26 protein-coding genes and 1 tRNA gene are annotated in these 20,036 nt (G+C 52.6%); 23 read left to right on the top strand and 4 right to left on the bottom strand.

The window, feature by feature from the left end; genetic code table 11:
• Window positions 1-53 precede the first annotated feature (53 nt).
• From J2S20_RS03445 to J2S20_RS03420, 6 genes are all read left to right on the top strand, one after another.
• On the top strand, window positions 54-881 hold the full coding sequence (locus J2S20_RS03445; RefSeq protein WP_307253228.1) for a hypothetical protein: 828 nt from the start codon (window positions 54-56) through the stop codon (window positions 879-881).
• A 14-nt stretch (window positions 882-895) separates the two neighbouring features.
• Window positions 896-1,393, top strand: coding sequence for a hypothetical protein (locus tag J2S20_RS03440; RefSeq protein WP_307253227.1), 498 nt, complete (start codon window positions 896-898; stop codon window positions 1,391-1,393).
• Window positions 1,394-1,437: 44 nt separating this feature from the next.
• Window positions 1,438-1,623 (top strand): 50S ribosomal protein L28, encoded by a 186-nt coding sequence (gene rpmB / locus J2S20_RS03435; RefSeq protein ID WP_106611586.1) that lies wholly within the window; start codon window positions 1,438-1,440, stop codon window positions 1,621-1,623.
• Window positions 1,623-2,777 (top strand): CobW family GTP-binding protein, encoded by a 1,155-nt coding sequence (locus J2S20_RS03430; RefSeq protein ID WP_307253224.1) that lies wholly within the window; start codon window positions 1,623-1,625, stop codon window positions 2,775-2,777. Before rpmB ends, J2S20_RS03430 begins: the two co-directional genes overlap by 1 nt.
• 235 nt (window positions 2,778-3,012) lie before the next feature.
• The gene (locus J2S20_RS03425; RefSeq protein WP_106611588.1) at window positions 3,013-3,189 is read left to right on the top strand and encodes a type II toxin-antitoxin system HicA family toxin; all 177 of its coding nucleotides are present in this window, start codon (window positions 3,013-3,015) and stop codon (window positions 3,187-3,189) included.
• 50 nt (window positions 3,190-3,239) lie between these two features.
• Window positions 3,240-3,662, top strand: a complete 423-nt coding sequence (locus tag J2S20_RS03420; RefSeq protein ID WP_106611589.1) for a type II toxin-antitoxin system HicB family antitoxin — start codon at window positions 3,240-3,242, stop codon at window positions 3,660-3,662.
• Window positions 3,663-3,739: 77 nt separating this feature from the next.
• Here J2S20_RS03420 and J2S20_RS03415 read toward each other — a convergent pair whose 3' ends face one another.
• On the bottom strand, window positions 3,740-5,050 hold the full coding sequence (locus tag J2S20_RS03415; protein ID WP_106611590.1) for a YjiH family protein: 1,311 nt from the start codon (window positions 5,048-5,050) through the stop codon (window positions 3,740-3,742).
• A gap of 218 nt (window positions 5,051-5,268) precedes the next feature.
• Here J2S20_RS03415 and J2S20_RS03410 point away from each other — a divergent pair, with 218 nt between their 5' ends.
• A complete protein-coding gene (locus J2S20_RS03410) occupies window positions 5,269-5,946 on the top strand; it encodes a uracil-DNA glycosylase (protein WP_106611591.1) in 678 nt (225 codons plus the stop codon).
• Between the two features lie 14 nt (window positions 5,947-5,960).
• Window positions 5,961-6,797, top strand: coding sequence for an undecaprenyl-diphosphate phosphatase (locus J2S20_RS03405; RefSeq protein ID WP_106611592.1), 837 nt, complete (start codon window positions 5,961-5,963; stop codon window positions 6,795-6,797).
• 130 nt (window positions 6,798-6,927) lie between these two features.
• Here J2S20_RS03405 and arcC read toward each other — a convergent pair whose 3' ends face one another.
• Window positions 6,928-7,863: a carbamate kinase gene (arcC, locus tag J2S20_RS03400; protein WP_307253218.1), complete on the bottom strand. Its 936-nt coding sequence runs from the start codon at window positions 7,861-7,863 to the stop codon at window positions 6,928-6,930.
• Between the two features lie 119 nt (window positions 7,864-7,982).
• Here arcC and J2S20_RS03395 point away from each other — a divergent pair, with 119 nt between their 5' ends.
• Window positions 7,983-8,711 carry a CPBP family intramembrane glutamic endopeptidase gene (locus J2S20_RS03395; RefSeq protein ID WP_170065356.1) on the top strand — a complete coding sequence of 243 codons (729 nt, stop codon included), beginning with the start codon at window positions 7,983-7,985 and terminating at the stop codon, window positions 8,709-8,711.
• A gap of 209 nt (window positions 8,712-8,920) precedes the next feature.
• Window positions 8,921-9,940 carry a glycosyltransferase family 2 protein gene (locus J2S20_RS03390; protein ID WP_106611595.1) on the top strand — a complete coding sequence of 340 codons (1,020 nt, stop codon included), beginning with the start codon at window positions 8,921-8,923 and terminating at the stop codon, window positions 9,938-9,940.
• A 45-nt stretch (window positions 9,941-9,985) separates the two neighbouring features.
• Here J2S20_RS03390 and J2S20_RS03385 read toward each other — a convergent pair whose 3' ends face one another.
• Together J2S20_RS03385 and J2S20_RS03380 are read right to left on the bottom strand one after the other, a co-directional pair.
• Window positions 9,986-10,675, bottom strand: a complete 690-nt coding sequence (locus tag J2S20_RS03385) for a phosphatase PAP2 family protein (RefSeq protein WP_307253213.1) — start codon at window positions 10,673-10,675, stop codon at window positions 9,986-9,988.
• A 179-nt stretch (window positions 10,676-10,854) separates the two neighbouring features.
• A tRNA-Met gene (locus J2S20_RS03380) sits at window positions 10,855-10,928 on the bottom strand.
• Window positions 10,929-11,211: 283 nt separating this feature from the next.
• Between J2S20_RS03380 and J2S20_RS03375 the strand changes: the two genes are divergently transcribed.
• The 13 genes from J2S20_RS03375 (at window position 11,212) to J2S20_RS03320 (ending at window position 20,030) form a co-directional block, all read left to right on the top strand.
• Window positions 11,212-12,141, top strand: coding sequence for a diacylglycerol/lipid kinase family protein (locus J2S20_RS03375; RefSeq protein ID WP_106611597.1), 930 nt, complete (start codon window positions 11,212-11,214; stop codon window positions 12,139-12,141).
• Window positions 12,142-12,173: 32 nt separating this feature from the next.
• Window positions 12,174-12,653, top strand: coding sequence for a 2-C-methyl-D-erythritol 2,4-cyclodiphosphate synthase (ispF, locus tag J2S20_RS03370; protein ID WP_106611749.1), 480 nt, complete (start codon window positions 12,174-12,176; stop codon window positions 12,651-12,653).
• Window positions 12,650-14,059 (top strand): cysteine--tRNA ligase, encoded by a 1,410-nt coding sequence (gene cysS, locus J2S20_RS03365; protein ID WP_106611598.1) that lies wholly within the window; start codon window positions 12,650-12,652, stop codon window positions 14,057-14,059. The genes ispF and cysS overlap by 4 nt, the downstream gene beginning before the upstream one ends.
• The gene (locus J2S20_RS03360) at window positions 14,044-14,520 is read left to right on the top strand and encodes a Mini-ribonuclease 3 (protein ID WP_211292150.1); all 477 of its coding nucleotides are present in this window, start codon (window positions 14,044-14,046) and stop codon (window positions 14,518-14,520) included. The genes cysS and J2S20_RS03360 overlap by 16 nt, the downstream gene beginning before the upstream one ends.
• Window positions 14,517-15,257, top strand: coding sequence for a 23S rRNA (guanosine(2251)-2'-O)-methyltransferase RlmB (gene rlmB / locus J2S20_RS03355; protein WP_307253211.1), 741 nt, complete (start codon window positions 14,517-14,519; stop codon window positions 15,255-15,257). The genes J2S20_RS03360 and rlmB overlap by 4 nt, the downstream gene beginning before the upstream one ends.
• Before the next feature lie 20 nt (window positions 15,258-15,277).
• Window positions 15,278-15,811 (top strand): hypothetical protein, encoded by a 534-nt coding sequence (locus J2S20_RS03350; protein WP_106611600.1) that lies wholly within the window; start codon window positions 15,278-15,280, stop codon window positions 15,809-15,811.
• Between the two features lie 191 nt (window positions 15,812-16,002).
• Entirely contained in the window at window positions 16,003-16,188 is a 186-nt protein-coding gene (locus J2S20_RS12310; protein WP_416388988.1) for a BrnT family toxin, read from the top strand.
• Window positions 16,104-16,286 (top strand): BrnT family toxin, encoded by a 183-nt coding sequence (locus J2S20_RS03345; RefSeq protein WP_307253207.1) that lies wholly within the window; start codon window positions 16,104-16,106, stop codon window positions 16,284-16,286. The genes J2S20_RS12310 and J2S20_RS03345 overlap by 85 nt, the downstream gene beginning before the upstream one ends.
• Window positions 16,283-16,513 carry a BrnA antitoxin family protein gene (locus J2S20_RS03340; protein WP_106611602.1) on the top strand — a complete coding sequence of 77 codons (231 nt, stop codon included), beginning with the start codon at window positions 16,283-16,285 and terminating at the stop codon, window positions 16,511-16,513. The genes J2S20_RS03345 and J2S20_RS03340 overlap by 4 nt, the downstream gene beginning before the upstream one ends.
• 53 nt (window positions 16,514-16,566) lie before the next feature.
• Complete coding sequence (locus tag J2S20_RS03335) at window positions 16,567-16,998, top strand: hypothetical protein (protein ID WP_106611603.1); 432 nt, start codon at window positions 16,567-16,569, stop codon at window positions 16,996-16,998.
• Between the two features lie 328 nt (window positions 16,999-17,326).
• Window positions 17,327-17,449: a hypothetical protein gene (locus tag J2S20_RS03330; protein ID WP_307253203.1), complete on the top strand. Its 123-nt coding sequence runs from the start codon at window positions 17,327-17,329 to the stop codon at window positions 17,447-17,449.
• Between the two features lie 29 nt (window positions 17,450-17,478).
• A complete protein-coding gene (locus J2S20_RS03325) occupies window positions 17,479-18,375 on the top strand; it encodes a 3D domain-containing protein (RefSeq protein ID WP_307253201.1) in 897 nt (298 codons plus the stop codon).
• On the top strand, window positions 18,372-20,030 hold the full coding sequence (locus J2S20_RS03320; RefSeq protein WP_307253199.1) for an N-acetylmuramoyl-L-alanine amidase family protein: 1,659 nt from the start codon (window positions 18,372-18,374) through the stop codon (window positions 20,028-20,030). Before J2S20_RS03325 ends, J2S20_RS03320 begins: the two co-directional genes overlap by 4 nt.
• The last annotated feature ends 6 nt before the right edge of the window (window positions 20,031-20,036 follow it).

Here is a 20,036-nt window from a genome sequence, read left to right as displayed (position 1 = left end):
CCAAAACTCTGTTTCTGCCGTCTTTATGGAAAAAGAGCAGAGGAGGAAAGAAGATGCAGTACCTTTCCGGGCGCGAGGCTGTGAGGCTTGCGGTTGCTGAAAAGGCACGGATGGAGACGGAGGAAGGCATGATCGTGTTTCCGCGACATCTCTGGCGGCAGTCTTTGCCGCTTAGAAGTGCTGTACGGAGAGAGCGACTTCCGGAATTCTGTCCCGCGACGCCGGAGGAGGCCTATTACATGGCGCGGTCAGCGGGACTGTATGCGGATACCTACGGGACGGCGATACTGGTGCGGCTCTCAGAGGAAGTGGGGAGCGGTCGGATGTGCCTTTCGTTAGGAAAGCGAACCCGAACGGAACGAAGGCGGGGAGAGTATCGCAGAAGGGAAACCGGCAGCAGCATGCAGACAGGTACGGAATATTGTGCGGGTCATGTCAGCAGGGCGCTGCTGCCCGGGCAGGCCTTTTCAGATTCCGCGTGGAACCGGCGCGAGGGACGGGGTAGTGCAGGAGTGATCGTGCGCGGTGCCGCATATCTCAGGTTGAAGGAAATATTGAATGGCTGCAGGGAGCTGCGTATTCTGAAGCTCGGAACAGTCTGGCCCATTCCGGAGGAGTGCATACGGGAGTACCTCGCAGAGCTTCGCAGCGCCCTGGTGCTGGATGAGACCAGAACAGAGCTTCTCACGCATATCTATGCCGTGAAGGGAAAGTACGAGCTTCGCTGCCGGATCAGAGAATTTCACGGGGAGGAGCAGCGCGCGGAGGATATCGCCGCAGCGCTGCGCAGCTTTCTTGGCGAGAGACAGGCTTCTGGATTGCTCCGGGTGGGCGCGCCGCCGGAGCGTTCGCTCGCGGGGCTCCCTCTGTTCACAGAGTGAGAGAGGAAGAGCATATGAAAAATCTGATCTTTTGTGGCTGCGGAGAGCAGACTTTGCGGGAGCTGGAGCGGAAGCTCTTCGCCTTCGCTGCCGGGAGAGGGATGGAGCTAAAGACCGTGCTGCAGCGGAGAGAGGGAGCATATGCCCTGCATCTCAGACTGGGAAGATCTGTGGCGCTCTTCTCTCCGGAGATACCGCTGGGTCAGGCGGATTTTCTGTATGCGGAAGTGCCGCAGCTTCTGCTCCAAAATCTGAGCTATCTGAAGAATGATGGTCTGGCCTGTCTGAAGCATGGATGTGAGGGTACAGACGGCGGTAAGGACAGGACGCTTTTCTGGAGAACTGAAGGGGACAGAGAGCTTCGGATCCGGGAGGCGGAGCGCTGCATCGCTTTTTTAAAACGCAGAGTACGGCGGGTATATATCGCGGAGGAACTGACGCCGTATGATGCTGTGCTTCTGGAGCTTGGCGTGAGGCCATCGAAACAGGTTGACAGAGCTCTGCTGCGGTGATAGGATCTTAAAATGCAAATAGATTGCAATTAGAGGAGGCTATCATGGCAAAGTGTGCGATTACAGGGAAGACAACTGTATTTGGGAATAACGTGAGCCATTCCCACAGAAGAACGAATAAGCAGATGAAGGCAAATTTAAAGAAGGTTCGCGCAATCGTGAACGGAACCCCGAAGAGAATCTGGGTCTCCACCAGAGCACTCCGCTCCGGATGGGTGGAGAGAGCCTGATGGAAGGAGACGGAGAGAGCGTGCAGAGTGCCGGAGAGAGACGGGATATCCCGGTCACCATTATTACGGGATACCTCGGCGCAGGCAAGACGACGCTTCTGAATGAACTGCTGAGGCAGCGGGGAGCGGAAGGACTCGCATTGATTGTAAATGATATGGGCAGCGTCAATATTGATGCGGAGTTGATCCGGAAGAACCGGGCACTCACTGAGGCGGCAGAGATGGTGGAGCTGCAGAACGGCTGTATCTGCTGCACGCTTCAGGATGCCTTTATGGAGCAGCTTGCACGGCTGGCAGCGGAAGAGCGCGTGCAGCGCATTGTTGTGGAAGCTTCCGGAATCAGCAATCCGGCCTCCATTGCGGAGGGTTTTTTGAGTTATCAAAAGCTGCGCGGCAGCGCGGGGTTCTATCTCGATTCCATTGTTGCAGTGGCGGATGCCGACCGGATCTATGCTGAGTTTCTGGAGGAGCTCCGGGATGCGTCGGAGAATGGGACGGCAGAGACGGAGGACGATCCGGATATCATCAACCTCGTGATGGATCAGATTGAATTCTGCAATGTAGTGGTGCTGAATAAGTGTGATCTTCTTTTGCGGAAGCAGCTGGATGAGGTAAAGGATATCATCCGCAGCTTCCAGAGAGAGGCGGAGATCATCGAGTGTACAAGAGGGCAGATTCAGGCAGAGCGCATCTTTCACGGGGCGCGCTTTGACTATGACGCAGTTTTGGATTCTTCGCTCGTGCAGCGTGCGCTGACACATGAGAGACAGCATGACGGCTGTGTCGATGAATACGGTATCAGTTCCTTTGTGTACGAGGAGCCGAGTCCCTTTGACTATGATAAATTTATGCGCTTCATGGAGGAGTATCCGGAGGAGCTGATTCGCGCAAAGGGCTATATCTGGTTTGCGGATGATGATATTCATGTGCAGCTGTTTGAACAGGCCGGGAGAAACGCTTCTGTCTCGGAGGTCTCAAACTGGGTGGCTTCCTTCTCTCCGGAAGAGCAGGAGGAGGTCTTTCGCAGTTATCCGGATGTGCAAAAGAGCTGGGACAGCCGCTACGGGGATCGCATGAATCAGATCGTCTTTATCGGGAAGGGTGCAAAGAGAGAGGATATCATCACGGCGCTGAATGCCTGTCTCGCGGAGTAGAACGGGAAAACAGAATATAACAGCAGAAATGGGGATGTCGCATAGCGGATTGAAAGGATTATGAAAAGAAAAAATGAGCTGGCTCATACTTTGGCATCAGATTCTGTAGAGGGAACTAGAGAGGACGGCACTCACAAGGTGTCGTCTTTTTCCGTACTTTCTTCTCAAGAAAACTCCTGAAAAGTATTGATAATACACATAAAATGTGTATTATATAAATATAAGGAAGGAAGAGATGAAGCAAAGAGATTTGATAAAAAAGCTTGAGGATGCGGGGTTTAGGTTAAAAAAGCACGGGAGTAATCATGATATATATGAGAGAGAGCCGTGGGAGACAGAGATAATCCCGAGGCACAAGGAAATCAAAGAGCCTATGGCGAAAAGTATTTTAAGAAAATGGGGCATCAAGTGAGATGCCCCGAAAATTCCAATGCTTTGTCTGGCACACAGGAAGGAGAGAAAATGAGAGTCGCTTATCCAGCATTGATCGAAAAATATGAGGAAATGTATTTAGTTTATGTTCCGGATCTTGAAACTTATACGCAGGGAGAAAGTTTAGAGGATGCGATTGTTATGGCGAGAGAAGCCATAAGCATGAAGTGCATTACCGAAGAGGATAACGGTATAAGTCTTCCACGTGCCTCAAGTTATCAGATGGCGGTGGAAAAAGCAAAAACTGCAGCGAATGGTGAGGGTTTTGATTATACCGGAGGAATATGTACTTTGATAGATTCAGACCTTGCTGCATACCGAAAGGCACATGAACGCCGAATGGTGAGAAGAAATGTAACCCTCCCGAGTTGGATGAACAGCGAGGCGGAAAGAAGAGGGATTAACGTATCGAGAGTGTTACAGGACGCGCTGAATGAAATGATTGAAGCGTAAACAATACTGAGAAGAAAGGGGCTGCCGCATTTGTTTTAATGCGACAGCCCCATGCAGTACAGAATCAGGTTTCGCGTTTAAAGGAAGAGAAGGGCTACGGCCCCGGCCAGCAGGATGGAGAGAATGACACGTTCCACCCAGAGTATCAGGATCTGAGTGACGGAGACAGGAATTTTTGTGGAGAGAATGCAGGGAATCACTGCGGAGAAGAAGAGCAGCTCTGAAATGCAGACCACGCTCACCACATAGCGGGTTGCAAGAGAAGCTTCTACAACAAAAGCTGCGGGAAGGAACATTTCTGCAATCGTTGTTGCGATGGCCTGTGCGGCGACAAGAGCCTCCGGCAGCTGCACAATAGCTGTAAAGGGATAGAAGACGTAGCCGATTATATTGAAAATCGGCGTGTAGAGCGCGAGCAGCATGCCGAGCAGACCGATCGACATAATAGTCGGAAGAATACTGCTGACCATGCGGAAACCATCCTTGGTATTTTTCCAGACATTTTCCGCGATGGAGCCGGAGGCATCTGCCGCATTCAGTGCTTCATTCCATGCGAATTGAAGGCGATTCTTTGTGACGATTTCCTCAGGATCCGGAGTGACGCCGTCCATATAGCTGTCCGGAACGCCTGCGGTCGGATAGATCCGCGCGACAATTGCAGTGACAATGAAGGTGATGATCAGAGTAGTCCAGAAGTAGAAATTCCAGCGATCCATGAGATCCAGCGTTTTGGCGACAACTACCATGAAGGTTGTGGAAACCGTGGAGAAACCGGTCGCAATGATAAAGGCTTCTTTCTTTGTATAGCGGCCCTTTTGATACATATCATCTGTGATGAGAAGTGCAAGGGAGTAGCTTCCAACAAAAGAAGCAACTGCGTCAATCGCAGAACGTCCTGGTGTCTTCCAGATTTTGCGCATGACAGGCTGGAGAAATACCGCAACAAATTCCATCAGTCCGTAGCTTGTCAGGAAGGAGAGAAACACAGCGCCGATTGGAATCAGGAAGCACAGGCTGCAGCAGAGCACCTTAAAAAGGAAGGGGAAGAGGTCTCCGTTCTCAAAGAGGAAAGCTGGACCAATTCCAAATACATACATGATTGCACAGCAGAGACCAATTAATTTAAATATGGAGAAAATGAGATTTTGGGTGCTTTTATTCCAGCTGCCATTCACAAAGGGCATGGCAGCACCTGCAGCGATCACAAGCAGCACAACGTACTTTTGATAATCTCCGAGGAGATTGCGCACGATAGTAGTCAGATGATCCAGAGGAATAGAGCTTTTTCCGTTGTAGACGATGCTGATGAAGAACATAAAGATGCCCAGAGCGCTGCACAGAATAAATTTTGCGGCAAGAGCAGATTGCTTGGATCCTGTTTCTTTCATAACATTATCCCCCTAATCTATTTTATTAAAAAATTATGAATACAGTATAACAAATGAATGCTTTTTTGTAAAATACAGATAATATTTGTTGCGCTGTGCTCACGTTTTTTGGTGACAGATACAGGACGGAGCAGAAATAAAAAAACAAATATTTCTCCGGAATAACTTATGTTATACTAAATAAATAGAAGCAGTATGTTTTAAAGGAGACAGCCGCTATGCCTGCAATCAGTAATGACTGGCTTCCCGCGCTGAAGCCGGAGTTTTCAAAGGCCTATTACAGGGAGCTGTACAGCTTTATCAACCAGGAATACAGAACCCATACGATCTATCCGCCGGCAGACCGCATCTTTGAGGCGCTGCATCTCACACCCCTGAAAAGCATTCGTGTGGTTGTGCTGGGACAGGATCCCTATCACGAGCCGAATCAGGCTCATGGGCTCTGCTTCTCTGTGCTGCCGGAGCAGAGACAGCTGCCTCCCTCCCTTGTGAATATTTATCAGGAGCTGCACGATGATCTGGGGTGCTACATTCCTGACAACGGCTATCTCAGGAAGTGGGCGGAACAGGGAGTACTTCTTTTGAATACGGTGCTGACTGTGCGTGCGCACGCAGCTTTTTCTCATCAGGGACATGGCTGGGAGCAGTTTACAGATGCCATTATTCAGGCGGTCAATACTGAGGACAGGCCGATTGTATTTCTGCTCTGGGGGCGCCCTGCGCAGATGAAGCGCAGCATGCTGAATAATCCGAAGCATCTCATACTGACGGCCCCGCACCCCTCGCCGCTCTCCGCGTACCGGGGATTTTTCGGGTGCAGGCATTTTTCAAAGACAAACGACTTTCTGAGGGGCTGCGGTCTCCCGGAGATAGACTGGCAGATTGAAAATCTGTGATAGGAGGGCTGCGAATGAGCGCCGTGATTGAAATTTTAAAGGTGATCGTGCTGGGCATGGTAGAGGGCTTTACAGAGTGGCTCCCCATCAGCTCCACCGGTCACCTGATACTGATTGATAATCTGATCCGCCTCAATGTATCGGCGGAATTTATGGCAATGTTCCGGGTTGTGATTCAGCTCGGGGCGATACTTGCAGTCGTGGTGCTGTACTTCCGGAAGCTGAATCCTCTGGACAGCAGAAAGCGGGCTTCTCAGCAGAGAGCCACCTGGATGCTCTGGATGAAGATCGTGCTTGCATGCCTGCCCGCCGCATTTTTCGGCTTTTTTCTGGATGACTGGCTGGATGCACATCTCTACAATGGCTTTGTTGTGTCCCTCACTCTGATTCTCTACGGCCTGCTCTTTATACTGATAGAGGACAGAAATAAATTTCGAAAGCCGGAGATCGTGAAGACGGGGAAGCTCAGCTTTCAGACGGCCTTCTATATCGGTGTGTTTCAGGTTCTTGCTCTGATCCCGGGGACCTCGCGCTCCGGGGCGACGATCATCGGCGCCATGCTGCTCGGCTGCTCGCGCGCCGTCGCCGCGGAATTTTCCTTCTTTCTGGGCATTCCCGTGATGTTCGGTGCGAGTCTCTTGAAAATTGTGAAGTTCGGCCTGCATTTCAGCCTGCTGGAGTTCTTTTATCTGCTGCTCGGCATGGCTGTGGCCTTTTTTGTGTCAGTCTACTCCATTCAGTTCCTGATGAGCTGGGTGAAGAAAAATGACTTCAAGCTCTTCGGTTACTATCGCATCGTGCTGGGCGTGATTGTTCTGATTTGGTACACAATCTCTTCGATTGTGGGATGAACCGCCTCACTTTCCTGGCGCAGTGCTTTTGTTTTAGGGAAAAGAAAATCACAATTTCCATAAAGTAAAATAATAGAGTACGGTGACGGTCACGGGACTGCCAGCGTACTCTTGTTATTTTGGACTTACTTTATGCGATGCGGGTGCCTGCCCGGCCCTTCAGCGCCGCCTGCGCCTTCGCGAGCGAGGTGATGATGGCAGTGCGGTTTCTGCCGGACTCGACAAAATCGACCGCTGCGCGTATCTTTGGAAGCATACTCTTGAACTCAAAGTGTCCGGCGGCCATGTACTGCTTCGCAGCCTCGATGCTCATCTCGCTGATGGGCTCCTCGGCGGGAGTTCCAAAATTCAGCGTGACATTGTCCACAGCAGTGACGATCATCAGCACGTCTGCATCTATCTCGCGCGCCAGCAGTCCGCTGGTCAAATCTTTTTCAATGACGGCACTTGCACCTCGCAGGGCAGTGCCCTGCTCCATGACAGGAACGCCGCCGCCACCGCAGCAGATCACCAGCTGATCGGCGTCCAGCAGAGCCTTGATGGCATCGATCTCTACGATCGCCACGGGATTCGGTGCGGGGACGATGCGCTGGTAGCCCTTGCCGGGCACCTCGACTGTCTGATTGCCCTTTGCGTCTTCGACGGCGGCTTCATCTGCACTCATGCAGCGCCCGATTGTCTTCAACGGATCATAAAAGGCTTCATCGTAGGGATTGACAGTGACCTGAGTGATGATGGTGGAAACTGTTTTGTAGATACCGCGGGACAGAAGCTCAGAGCGCAGACCGTTCTGCAGATCGTAACCTATGTAGCCTTGGCTCATGGCAGAGCAGACGGCGAGCGGAACACTGGTATACTCGTCAGGATGCGAGAGCGCAAATTCGCTCATTCCCCCGTGAATCATACCGACCTGCGGTGCATTGGAGTGCGTCAGTGCGACCTGCCAGCCCTCCTGAATGAAATCTGCGATAATCGGAGCGGTCTTTCCGATCGCAGCCTTCTGCTCGGGAAGATTGGTTCCGAGATCTTTATGTCCTAGCGAAAGAACGAGACGTTTTTTTGCCATTCTGAACCTCCTGAACTGTGTTGAATTTATTATAGATTCGCAGGGTGGAAAAAGCAACTGAAAGAGGGTATACTAAGCCTATTATGGAGAGCTCTGCAAGGGCGTTATTGCGCTGTCTGATGCCGATTATTTTTTATATGTTTCTGGAGCTGCTGCTCGCGGCTGTGGTGACAGCTGCGCCCGGGGGAGCTGTTAAGTTGCGCCTTCATATGATGATTCTGCAGGAGGTACTCTGTCTGCCCTTCTTTTTCTGGCTTTATTTAAGCGACGGGAGAGCAGGATGGAGGCCGGCGGAGCGGAGCTCTGAGCTTTTGCTTCTGTCCTGGCTTATTCTCACGGCAGGTTTTGCCGGCTTCTATCTGCTCCTGAATCTTACGATCTCGCTGAGCAGGCTTGGCTCCATAGATGCGGGCTTTCAGAGCGCAGCGCAGCTGTTCTCCGAAGGAAAATTCGCAGAGCGCCTGCTGCTCACGGCGCTGCTGGCACCGGCGGCAGAGGAGCTGATGTTTCGGGGGCTGCTGCTCAGAAGACTGTCTGTGTTCTGCGGAGAGAACAGGGCGCTTCTTTTCTCGGCGCTCGCGTTCGGGCTCTTTCACGGAAATCTGACACAGGGTATTGCTGCGGCGCTGCTGGCGCTCATACTCGGATGGATTTATTTGAAGACGGATGCGCTCTTGCTGACTATATGTATGCACGGCACAGGCAATATGCTGATTCTGCTGCTTGTGCAGACAGAGCGCGGGCAGAAGCTTGCGGCAAGTCCGGGGCTCTGGGCCGTGGCACTTGGCTTTTTTCTTTTGGCGGTCTGCTATCTGCGTCGCCGCGCTGCTGCGAGGATCTCAGCATAAAGTCCGGATGTTCTTTTTTGCGTTTTGTGTTCTGGTTTTAGCCTGTGATTTTGTCGTATTCTGCTTCGGCGGTAAGACCGGAGTCTCAAAAATGCGGAAATTCAGGCGGCGGGCGTGAGGATCAGCGGTCTGCTTTTTGGTTTTGCATGAAGCTTTTGTATTAAGAAAAACAATCCGCAGCCAAGGCGCGGAACGGAAGGAGTGGTGGTATGAAACTGCTTAGTATTGCTGTGCCCTGTTATAACAGTGCCGCATATATGGATCACTGCATCAGAACCCTGCTGCATGGCGGGGACGAGGTGGAGATTCTGATCGTCAATGACGGCTCTGCAAAGGATAACACTGCGGAGATTGCGGATCGCTATGAGAGGGAGTACCCAGGTATATGCCGCGCGATCCATCAGGAGAACGGCGGACACGGGAGTGCTGTCTGTGCGGGACTCGCAAAGGCGAGCGGCGTTTTTTTTAAGGTTGTCGATTCAGATGACTGGGTGGATGAGGAGGCCTACGACAAGGTGCTTGCGACGCTCCGCGGCTTCACGGAGCAGAATACGCAGCTGGATATGCTGGTCAGTAACTTTGTCTATGAAAAAGAAGGGGCGGCGCATAAGCGCATTATGAATTACCGCCGTGTGATTCCAAAGGGTCAGCTGATCAGCTGGAACGAGATCGGACATTTCCTTCCGGGGCAGTATATCCTGATGCATTCCGTGATCTACCGCACTCAGCTGCTCAGAGATACCGGGCTGGATCTTCCGAAGCATACCTTCTATGTGGACAATATTTTTGTCTATCAGCCGCTGCCCCAGGTGAAGACGCTCTACTATCTGGATGTAAATTTCTACCGCTATTTCATAGGCCGCTCGGATCAGTCGGTCAATGAACAGGTGATGATAGGGCGTATCGACCAGCAGATCCGCGTGACGAAGCTCATGCTGAGCTACTACGACCCCTACAAAATACCACAGCGGAAGCTGCGCCGCTACATGATACTCTATCTGGAGATCATGATGATCATATGTTCCATCCTCGCGATCAAGTCCGGCACAGAGGAGAATTTTGTGAAGAAGAAGGAAATATGGCGTTATCTGAGGGAGCAGAACCTGCATCTCTATCTCCGCATCCGCTGGGGCTTCCTCGGACAGAGCGTGAATCTTCCGGGCAGGAGCGGCCGCAGCGTCTCCGTCGCAGCATACAAGATTGCCCAGAAATTTTATGGCTTTAACTGACTGAATGTAAAAAACTCCCCGTTGACGGGGAGTTTTTTGTGCCGTTTATGCAGCGTGATTCAGATCTTCCTTCGCCGCAGTGTCGCTGAGAGACGGAATCGGAATGTCGCCATAGACCGCCTGCGCGATGAAGTAGGAGAGCACCAGCGCGCCCGCCACATCGATCAGGGAGTGCTGTTTCAAAAACACAGTGGAACAGCAGATAGAGAGTGTCAGCAGGGAGGAAAGCCGCCGGAGAAGGGGATGTGCGGCAAAATACCGGCTGTGCCACACGGCAGCATTAACCCCCATTGAATTGTAGACGTGGATGCTGGGAAAAACATTTGTAGGCGTGTCCGCTCGCTGTATGATCCATACCAGAGCCTGACAGAGCCCGTCTGCGGGATCTGCGCTGACCCGGAAGTTTGTGCCGTTGTGGTAGAGCGTGCAGATCAGGAGGCAGATACTCATGCCCGCCGCGAGAAAAATACCGAGCTGTGTCGTCTCGTCCGCGTCCCTTCTGGAGAGCAGGAAGAGCACCCCGGGGATGTACAGGAACCACAGCAGATAGGGAATGACAAAGCCGGGGGCAAAGGGAATCAGGTCATCCAGCGAGCAGTGCATGATGTGATATCCCGAGCGTGCGCTCACAGTCTGCTCCAGGAAACGGAACCACAGCAGATAGAAGATCGTGTAGCCGATGCCGCAGAGATATCTGTATTTTCGAATAAAGAGGTAGAGTCGATTTTGCTTCATGGAAACCTCGTAATCGTCTGAAGAGTGATCCTATGTCAACGTTTCATGATGTATAAAATCATAGCACCTGAATATTGAAATAAACAGAAGAAAAATATACAAAATTGAGAAGAAAAACTAAAAAGAATATAAAAAGTCAAACAACAGCAAAAAAGAGCCCCGGTCTCAGGACTCTTTCGTAGCGGAAGGGAGATTTGAACTCTCGACACCACGGGTATGAACCGTGTGCTCTAGCCAACTGAGCTATTCCGCCATGCATCTCCTTTCGAAGACCATGTAAGTATATGGGATATACCACAGCTTGTCAAGAACTTTTCTTCACATATTTCAGACACATATTTCAGAATCGCCCTGGGGGGAGGTGGCGGCTGAAACTGCAGGTCTTCTGTACCGTTTTCGGACAAAAATCGGCTGGGGAAGATCGCGCAATGCAGAAGATATTTTCCACAGCAGTGCAGAATATGTTATACTTCCGTTAAACAGAGCCGAGGCTTTTTGGCGGCGCACAGAGCGGGAGCGCTCAGGGAGTGCAGCGTATGCTGACATTCATTGTGAATCCGAATTCGGGCGGTGAGAAGGGGTATCGCAGCTGGAAGAAGCTGGAGCGTCATCTCATCAAAAAGAATATAGCGTATCAGGTCTTTCTGACCGGCTGCCGGGGAGAGGCGCGGGAGCTTGCGGCGCGTCTCACGGAGACTGTGCCGGAGAGCGGAGATGTTCTGGTGGCGGTCGGCGGAGACGGGACCATGAATGAGGTTTTGGATGGCGTGCATCTCTCGGAGGAGCTGGTGCTCGGCTTTATTCCGACCGGGCGGGGCAGCGACCTTAAGCGGGGACTGCGTCTCCCGCGCACACAAAGGGCATGCTTAAAGCGTATCCTCTCTCCGCGGGAGCTGCGCCTCATGGATTACGGCGTGGTGGATTATGGCGGGGAGCGGCCGGAACACAGACGCTTTGCTGTGAGCTGCGGCAGCGGTTTTGATGCGGCGCTGACGGAGGACTTTCGCACTTTCTCCCTGCGGCACTGCACCTGCGGCTGTCTGAGAGCTGCGGCAGCGCGCACAGCGCTCTTTCTCCGATGCTTGATTCAGGGAAGAACTGTGAAGGGATACCTGCTTCTTGACGGCGTGCGGCGCGTGGAGCTGAACCATATTTTTCTCTTCTCCGCGCAGATTCAGCCGACGGAGGCGGGAGGGCTGCGGCTTGCGCCGCGCGTCTCCAATGCGGACGGGGAGCTCACCGTCTGTATTCTTCACAATCGCTCAAAGCTCCGTCTGCTGCGGATACTCATGCTGCCGGGGCGGAGAGACCCTTCTGCGTATGCAGGTGTGCGTGTCTATAACTGCCGGGAGGTAAAGCTCGTGCTGGAAGAGGGCCTGCCCTTCCATGCAGACGGGGAGAGCCTGGGCATCCAGAAAGAATTTTCAGCGCGCTGTGTAAAACAGAAGCTCAAGATCATATCCTGACAGTATGGCGGAAGCGAAGGGTGGATGAGATGATACGAATCGGACATGGCTATGATGTACACAGGCTGTCGGAGGGGCGGAAGCTCATCATCGGCGGCGTGGAGATCCCCTGCGAGAAGGGGCTGCTCGGACACTCCGATGCGGATGTGCTCCTGCATGCGGTGACGGATGCAATCCTCGGTGCGGCGGGACTCGGTGACATCGGCCGGCATTTCCCGGACAGCGATCCGGCGTATGAGGGCATTGACAGTATGCTGCTCCTTGAGAAGGCGCGCGCACTGCTTCTTTTAAAGGGCTATCACGTGGTGAATGTGGACTGCACGATACTTGCACAGCGCCCGAAGCTTGCTCCTTACATCGACAGGATGCGGGAGCGCATTGCGTCAGGGCTTTCCGTGGAGACAGACGCAGTCAACGTAAAGGCAACAACAGAGGAAAAACTCGGCTTCACCGGACGCGGCGAGGGCATCTCGGCGCACGCGGTATGCCTGATTGAGAAAGGATCAATATGAAAATTTTCGACACAATGTCACGTTATAAGGAAGAGTTTGTCCCGCTTCATCCGGGAAAGGTCAGCATGTACGTCTGCGGACCCACGGTCTACAACTTCATTCATATCGGGAATGCACGTCCCATGATCTTTTTTGACACCGTGCGTCGCTACTTTGAGTACAAGGGCTATGATGTGAATTATGTCTCGAATTTCACAGATGTTGACGACAAGATCATCCGTGCGGCACAGGAGGAGGGGGTGGACGCCTCCGTCATCTCTGAGCGCTATATTGCCGAGTGCAAGAAGGATATGGCAGGTATGAATATCATGCCTGCAACCACGCACCCGCTCGCGACGCAGGAGATCGGCGGCATGATCGAGATGATACAGCGGCTGATTGACGGCGGACACGCCTATGTGGCGCCGGACGGAACAGTCTATTACCGCGTGAGGAGCTTTGAGGGCTACGGAAAACTCTCCCATAAAAATGTTGAGGAGAATCAGTCCGGTCTCCGCACGCTGAAGGTTACCGGAGAGGAGGCAAAGGAGGATCCGAACGACTTTGTGCTCTGGAAGCCGAAAAAAGAGGGGGAGCCCTTCTGGGAGTCTCCCTGGTGCGAGGGGCGTCCCGGCTGGCATATTGAGTGCTCGGTCATGAGCAAGAAGTACCTTGGAGAGCAGATCGACATACACGGCGGCGGCGAGGATCTGGTGTTCCCGCATCATGAGAATGAGATCGCGCAGTCCGAGGCAGTGAGCGGCAAGCCCTTTGCAAAGTACTGGATGCACAATGCCTTCCTGAATATTGACAATGTCAAGATGTCGAAGTCGCTCGGAAACTTCAAGACTGTGCGGCAGATCAGCGAACAGTACGATCTGCAGATTCTGCGTCTCTTTATGCTGAGCGCGCACTACCGCAGCCCGTTAAACTTCTCCCGGGAGATGATGGAGGGCGCGAAGGCGAGTCTGGAGCGCATTCTGACCGGCATGGATCACCTGCGTGACTGCCTGAAAAAGGCGGAGGACAGAGCGCTGAGTGATGCGGAACATGCGGGACTTCAGCAGATGAAGTCATTGGTCACGAAGTTTGAGACCGCCATGGAGGACGATTTCAACACGGCAGACGCGATCAGCGCAGTGTTTGAGCTTATAAAGCTCTCAAACTCCACAGTGACTGAGGAGAGTGCAGGCGGCTATATAGAGGCACTGCAGCAGAGTCTCACAGCTCTCTTACAGGTGCTCGGTATTGAGCCGGAGCGAAAGGAGCTCTCTCTCGACAGCCGGGTCGAGGCGCTCATTGCGGAGCGTCAGGAGGCGAGAAAGAATAAAAACTATGCGCGTGCGGACGAGATACGCGCGGAGCTCACGAAGATGGGAATCATACTTGAGGATACCAAAGAGGGTGTAAAGTGGAAGAAGGCATAAGGAGCGCAGCGACAGGATTGCGCCTCTCGGAATTCGGCTGCACAGCACAGTCCGAAGAGGACACGGCGGCGATGTATTCGCCGCTCGTTCTCGCTTACCTGGGGGATGCGGTGTATGAGCTCCTCATACGGACCAGACTTGTCCGTGCAGGAAATCGCCAGGTGAATAAGCTTCACCATGAGGCAGTGCATTACGTGAAGGCTGCTGCGCAGGCAAAGCTCAGTCAGCTTTTGCTGAATGAACTGACAGAACAGGAGCGTGCCGTGCTGAAGCGCGGTAGAAATGCACACTCCAACACCATGGCGAAGCACGCAAGCATGATAGACTACCGCATGGCGACTGCCTTTGAGGCGCTGCTCGGCTATCTCTGGCTCGCAGGACAGGAGGAACGGGTGCTGGAGCTGGTACAGCTGGGACTCGCACGGCTTTCAGAAGAAGAGAGGAAACAGAAGCAGCTATGAATGAAAATGCAGTTGAGGGGCGCAATGCCGTAATCGAGGCATTTCGCGCCGGCAAGACGGTGGACAGGCTCTATGTGCAGGACGGATTGAGGGACGGCCCGATCCAGACCATATTGCGCGAGGCAAGAAAGTGCGACACCCGCGTGGAGCTTGTGTCAAAGGAGCGCCTGAATCAGATGAGCGATACCGGGCGACATCAGGGCGTGATCGCCATGGTCGCGAGCTACAGTTATGCGGAGGTAGAGGATATTTTAAAGCGCGCCAGGGAAAAACATGAACTGCCCTTCCTCTTTCTTCTGGATGGAATTGAGGATCCGTATAATCTTGGCGCAATCATACGCACCGCAAATCAGGCGGGCGCTCATGGCGTTATTATAGGAAAGAACCGCGCGGTCGGGCTCACGGCGAGTGTCGCGAGAACCTCTGCCGGTGCATTGAACTACACTCCGGTCGCAAAGGTCACGAACTTAAGCCGCACCATGGAGGAGCTGAAGAAGGAGGGACTGTGGTTTGTCTGCGCCGATATGGGCGGAGAGACCATGTATGACTTAAAGCTCACTGGGGCGATCGGTCTGGTGATCGGAAATGAAGGAAAGGGGGTCAGTGAGCTTGTGAAGAAGCACTGCGACTTCACTGCGTCCATTCCGATGAGGGGGGAGATTGATTCGCTGAACGCGAGTGTCGCGGCGGGCATTCTGGCCTATGAAATTGTGCGGCAGCGTATGGGAAAGGGCTGATAAAACAAGGGAGGTTTTCTATGGAGGCAACACACCGAGAGCTGGAAGGGCTCATGAGAGCAGAGGAGCTGAGGGATAGGCTGACAGAGGCGCTGGTAGGGCTGATACGCACCGGTGGCACGGGCAGCTTTCACATGATCAGCGATAAGGACAGGGTGTTTTTCCGCGGACTTGCACTGAGCGGCAGCCCGGATGCGACAGAGGAGCAACTTCAGAAGGGGCTCGGGGAGGTAAAGGCCATGCGGCAGCGCCTCACGGCGCCGAAGTGTGCCGGCTGTGCGGGGGCACCGGATCTCACGGGAGAATTTTCCATGGAGGCGCTTGCGAAGGACGACCCCGAGGTGCGGGCCCTGAAATTTTTGATTCTCTCAGGACTGCGCTCTCTTGCGGGCGTGGTGCAGAAGGCAATGGAGCAGGGCATCCATGATCCGGAGCTTGACGAGCGCTTCTATCGTACCATGTTTGTGCTGGGAGAGGACTTTGCGGAGGAGGATCTCCTTCAGATCGCCTACGGCCTGGAAGAGATGCGGGAGCTCAGCAGAAAGCTCATATAGGTCCGACGGACAGGGAAAACACAACCCGTACCTTTTGATGAAGTTTGTGGTTTGAAGTTTCTTTGCAGGGTGTTCCCCCTGCACCCCCGCCGTTCAAGAAAGCTGATGAACGGCGAAGCCGTTTAACTCTATTTATATTGACCTATATTTATATTATATGTATAATATATTTATAAAAAGGCGATGAAACAATGACATTTGAATGGGACGAGAATAAAAATCAAATCAACAAACAAAAACACGGCATAGCCTTTGAAGAAGCACAAACGGTATTTTACGATGGCAAGCACTATTGGAATACGACGAATTGCATTCGGAGAATGAAGATAGATTTCGTATTCTTGGTCGGAGCGATGAAGGTAAAATTCTTCTTGTAGTGCATTGTATTCGTGAAGAAGCGATTATTCGTATTATCTCATCAAGAAAGGCTACTGCAAGAGAAAAAGCGGGTTATGAAAGGAGCGTCAGGCGATGAAAGAAAGAGATGAATTTTTAGAAAAAGAATTTAATTTTAGCAAAGCAATAAAAAATCCGTATGCAAAGGCTCTTAAAAAGCCTGTTACAATTAACCTTGATGAAAATATAATTATTTATTTCAAGGGCAAAGCGGAAAGCACAGGCATTCCATATCAAACATTGATTAACCTCTACCTCAAGGACTGCGTAACAAACAACCGAAACCTTGAGGTGCTTTGGAAGTAAAAAAAACGGGAACGCAATCAAGGGGGCATACTTGCGGAAGGAGAGAATTGCGTATGATGCATTCAAAGGCAAATCAGGTTCTGCACAGGATACAGGGCGTATTTTTTCAGTATGCGATGTGGTTTGAGGTAATCATAGCATTGATTATATTTTTTGGTATCGTCATACATCTGTATCGACTGCCTGAATTGACCTTTGGAAACGAAGCATTGAGTTTTAATGCATTTTTGCAGTATCTTCTGGAGGCACTGATCGGTCTTGAAGTTGTGATGATGCTCTGTCGGCACGATTTGGACTCCATTATGGAGGCGATGATTTTTGCAGTCGCAAAGAATCTTCTGGTGATTCATGAGAGCACACTCGGCGTGCTGATCGGCGTTCTGGCGCTCGCGGTGCTGTTCGCGATCCGGAAGTTTCTCTTTATATCAGGAACAGAACTTCTGGAGCGGAGAAAGCATTCGGACTATATTCAGCGAGACAAATAAGTACCGGCCGGGAGTGCTTCCACATTATGGTCTGGGAGACATCAGAGCAGCGTGGGTGAAACAGAAAAAAGAATATTGAACAAAGGTTTTCAAAAACAAGCGTTTTGTTGAGAATATATGAGGCATATACAATATATAGCAATACAATATATATATATATATATATTGTGCAACAAATAAAATCGAATTTTAAAAGTTTCATGGACAAACAATTACAAAAGTGTTATCTTATATTTAATATCTGAAGGAGTAAAGAGTGTGCTCTTTTCAGTCTTGTGTCTTTGGGACGGAGTGCGGGAGCGCGCGTGCGGAACAGAGTAAGGTTATCATGGGGAATAGTTTGGCATGGAGATACTTCAGTATCACACAGGACGGAGAAAAGGTGAGCTTTCAGCATCGTCTGATCACAGAGGCGGGCATGAGGAAGGCTGCCATGCAGCCGGAGCCTTGACTTCTCTGAGGCAGAAGGGAGAGCGGCGTGTGCGGAATGGACGTCTGATTCACAGTCTGAGAGGGCATCCGCTGTGGGAGGAGCGCGTTCCGGTCTGCGGAATGCTGCTTCTGTTCTTCCTTTCTCTGGGAATGGTGGTGCCCGGTGCGAAACAAAGTCTTGCGGCGGAATGCACTATGGTTCCGCCTCTTTTTGTGGATGGAAATACCCGGGCGTTGTCGCTTGCGCCGCCCCTTGTACAGGAAGGAGCAGCGGAGGAGGAGACCCGCAGCGGCCCGGAGAGGGCCAAGGATGAAGGTGGGGATGCCAAAGCTGTGAAGGAGCTCTCTCTGGGAGAGATGGAGATAGCTGCTTATTTTGAAAAGGACGGCAGCACGTACAGCGGCGCAAAGCCGAGAGAAAACCACACCGTTGCGGCTGATCCGACACTCTTTTCCATAGGTGAATCTGTCCGGATTGGGGAGAAGGAGTACCGCGTGGAGGATAAGGTGATGCCCGGCAGCAGTGATAAGCTGAGGATTTGGTTTGACAGCTGCGAGAAGGCGATGAGCTTCGGCAGACAGAGAATGAAGGTGAGCCGCATTGTCCGGGAGGAGAGCCCGCCGGAGGGCTGGGAGCTCCTGGGAGAGTTCCAGACCACGGGCTACTGCAACTGCGCGCTCTGCTGCGGAGTACACGCGGGAGGGCCCACGGCGAGCGGCACGATGCCGGAGGAGGGGCGCACCGTGGCGGTGGATCCGGAGGTCATCCCGCTGGGCACGGAGCTGATGATCGACGGAAAGAAGTATGTTGCGGAGGACACAGGACGGCTCGTCAAAGGTGCGGTTATCGACATTTATTTCGATACGCATGAAGAGGCGCTGCGTCAGGGAAGACAGAACAGAAAAATTTATATCAGAAAAGCTGAAGAAGGGGGAGGAAGATGAAGAGACAGAGAAGAAAGGGGATCGCAGGGGCACTCGCGCTGACTGTTGCGCTGGGCTGCTTCCTGCCGGCGGCTCCGGTCTATGCCGAGGAGGGGTGGACAAAACAGGGAGATGAGTGGAGCTACCTGAACAGGAACGACACTCCGATGACAAATGTCTGGAAGAAGTCGAAGGAGAACTGGTACTACCTGGGCGAGGACGGACACATCGTGAGGAATGGGATCGTCACCTGGCGGGATTATGACTACTACGTGGATGCGGATGGAAAAATGCAGGCAAATGCGTGGATCTGGATCGACGGGAGTGGTTCCGGGGATGATGTCCATGAGGAGGGCTGGCGCTACTTCGGCGCGGACGGAAAGGGCTATAAGAAAAAGAATAAGAGCTTCCGGAAGGAGATTGACGGAAAGTACTATGTCTTTGATGAAGATGGCGTGATGCTGACCGGCTTCATTGACGAGAACGGTGAGACTGTGGAGGAGGACGATCCCTTTGTGGAGGGACGCTACTTTGCGGGACAGGACGGCGCGCTGTACACCGGACAGTGGCTGAACTACGGCGGCATCGGGACGACAGACGGAAGCGGCGGCTCCGGCCTTGAGAGTGCGGTCAGCGGCAGGAGCTACAGCGATTATCCTGAGATGTGGATGTACTTCGGCGCGGACTCAAAGAAATACCGGAGCAGGGGCGGGAGCCCGCTTCAGAAGGAGATCGGCGGCGCCACCTATGGCTTTGACGAGAACGGGATCATGCTCTCCTGGTGGGGGGATATCGCGAGTCTGAGTGACGCAGTGCGGAGCAATCCGACCACAGTGCAGTCTGTCAAGTATTACGACGGCTACGACGGCGGACCGCTGATGAAAAACAAATGGCTCTGGATGTTCCCGTCGGAGAAGCTCAGCGAGGACGATTTCATCGACCTTGAGAGCAGCTGGTGGAGAACGGATGCGAAGGGAAGGGTGTATCGGAACCGCATCAAGGAGGTGAATGGAAGAAGGTACGCCTTCGACGGCATCGGCAGGATGCAGACCGGCTTTGTGCTCTTTGGCGGAAAAGATGAATTTGTCGCGCAGTACGATGTTGATGCCTGGGATTCGAAGGATTTCATCGAGGGGAATCTCTACGGCATTGAGAAGGCGGATCTCTATCTCTTCGGTCCGGACGAGCTGAACGATGGCTCGATGAAGAGCGGAAAAGAAATTGAAGTGGAGCTGGCGGACGGCGTCTATACCTTTGGCTTCGCGCCGAATGGAAAGGCATACGGGAACCGGAACTACCTTCAGAAGCGAGGCGGCAAATATTACATCAACGGTCTGCGGCTTGAAGCGGACGAGGGCTTCGGCTACGGTGTGGTGAAGGCGGAAAAAAACGGCGCGGATTACTACCAGGTGGTCGATGAGAGAGGAAAGGTCGTCACCGGGAGAAAGGCACTGAAGGATCGCGACGGCGGCTATTTGCTCATCATCGGCGACAGGTTTGTTGCTTACTGTGGAGATGAGTTCGCGCCGAGATGGCGGAACGGAGACAAGGGTCCCGGCTTCTATCATTACGACAAGGACAATAAGGAAGACCACTACGCAGAGGGGCTGATTGCGGGCAGCGATACGCCGACCGCGGAGAGCGGACTTCCGGCTGAGGAATGCCTGAACTTTTAAGAGAGG

Source organism: Moryella indoligenes (assembly GCF_030812885.1).
In the GTDB taxonomy this organism is placed as follows: Bacteria; Bacillota; Clostridia; order Lachnospirales; family Lachnospiraceae; genus Moryella; species Moryella indoligenes.
The sequence above is the reverse complement of the archived record's forward strand: the minus strand, read 5'-3'. Positions and strand labels throughout refer to the sequence as shown.

What these genes read in the sequence shown, in the direction of transcription:
- rpmB (WP_106611586.1), top strand. Translation starts at nt 1,438, where the DNA reads ATGGCAAAGTGTGCGATTACAGGGAAGACAACTGTATTTGGGAATAAC.
- arcC (WP_307253218.1), bottom strand. Translation starts at nt 7,863, where the DNA reads ATGGCAAAAAAACGTCTCGTTCTTTCGCTAGGACATAAAGATCTCGGA.
- J2S20_RS03350 (WP_106611600.1), top strand. Translation starts at nt 15,278, where the DNA reads ATGGAGGCAACACACCGAGAGCTGGAAGGGCTCATGAGAGCAGAGGAG.
- J2S20_RS03415 (WP_106611590.1), bottom strand. Translation starts at nt 5,050, where the DNA reads ATGAAAGAAACAGGATCCAAGCAATCTGCTCTTGCCGCAAAATTTATT.
- J2S20_RS03430 (WP_307253224.1), top strand. Translation starts at nt 1,623, where the DNA reads ATGGAAGGAGACGGAGAGAGCGTGCAGAGTGCCGGAGAGAGACGGGAT.
- J2S20_RS03320 (WP_307253199.1), top strand. Translation starts at nt 18,372, where the DNA reads ATGAAGAGACAGAGAAGAAAGGGGATCGCAGGGGCACTCGCGCTGACT.
- J2S20_RS03395 (WP_170065356.1), top strand. Translation starts at nt 7,983, where the DNA reads ATGCCGATTATTTTTTATATGTTTCTGGAGCTGCTGCTCGCGGCTGTG.
- J2S20_RS03375 (WP_106611597.1), top strand. Translation starts at nt 11,212, where the DNA reads ATGCTGACATTCATTGTGAATCCGAATTCGGGCGGTGAGAAGGGGTAT.
- J2S20_RS03405 (WP_106611592.1), top strand. Translation starts at nt 5,961, where the DNA reads ATGAGCGCCGTGATTGAAATTTTAAAGGTGATCGTGCTGGGCATGGTA.
- J2S20_RS03445 (WP_307253228.1), top strand. Translation starts at nt 54, where the DNA reads ATGCAGTACCTTTCCGGGCGCGAGGCTGTGAGGCTTGCGGTTGCTGAA.
- J2S20_RS03330 (WP_307253203.1), top strand. Translation starts at nt 17,327, where the DNA reads ATGGGGAATAGTTTGGCATGGAGATACTTCAGTATCACACAGGACGGA.
- J2S20_RS03410 (WP_106611591.1), top strand. Translation starts at nt 5,269, where the DNA reads ATGCCTGCAATCAGTAATGACTGGCTTCCCGCGCTGAAGCCGGAGTTT.
- J2S20_RS03390 (WP_106611595.1), top strand. Translation starts at nt 8,921, where the DNA reads ATGAAACTGCTTAGTATTGCTGTGCCCTGTTATAACAGTGCCGCATAT.
- cysS (WP_106611598.1), top strand. Translation starts at nt 12,650, where the DNA reads ATGAAAATTTTCGACACAATGTCACGTTATAAGGAAGAGTTTGTCCCG.
- rlmB (WP_307253211.1), top strand. Translation starts at nt 14,517, where the DNA reads ATGAATGAAAATGCAGTTGAGGGGCGCAATGCCGTAATCGAGGCATTT.
- J2S20_RS12310 (WP_416388988.1), top strand. Translation starts at nt 16,003, where the DNA reads ATGACATTTGAATGGGACGAGAATAAAAATCAAATCAACAAACAAAAA.
- J2S20_RS03335 (WP_106611603.1), top strand. Translation starts at nt 16,567, where the DNA reads ATGATGCATTCAAAGGCAAATCAGGTTCTGCACAGGATACAGGGCGTA.
- J2S20_RS03340 (WP_106611602.1), top strand. Translation starts at nt 16,283, where the DNA reads ATGAAAGAAAGAGATGAATTTTTAGAAAAAGAATTTAATTTTAGCAAA.
- J2S20_RS03385 (WP_307253213.1), bottom strand. Translation starts at nt 10,675, where the DNA reads ATGAAGCAAAATCGACTCTACCTCTTTATTCGAAAATACAGATATCTC.
- J2S20_RS03420 (WP_106611589.1), top strand. Translation starts at nt 3,240, where the DNA reads ATGAGAGTCGCTTATCCAGCATTGATCGAAAAATATGAGGAAATGTAT.
- J2S20_RS03440 (WP_307253227.1), top strand. Translation starts at nt 896, where the DNA reads ATGAAAAATCTGATCTTTTGTGGCTGCGGAGAGCAGACTTTGCGGGAG.
- J2S20_RS03425 (WP_106611588.1), top strand. Translation starts at nt 3,013, where the DNA reads ATGAAGCAAAGAGATTTGATAAAAAAGCTTGAGGATGCGGGGTTTAGG.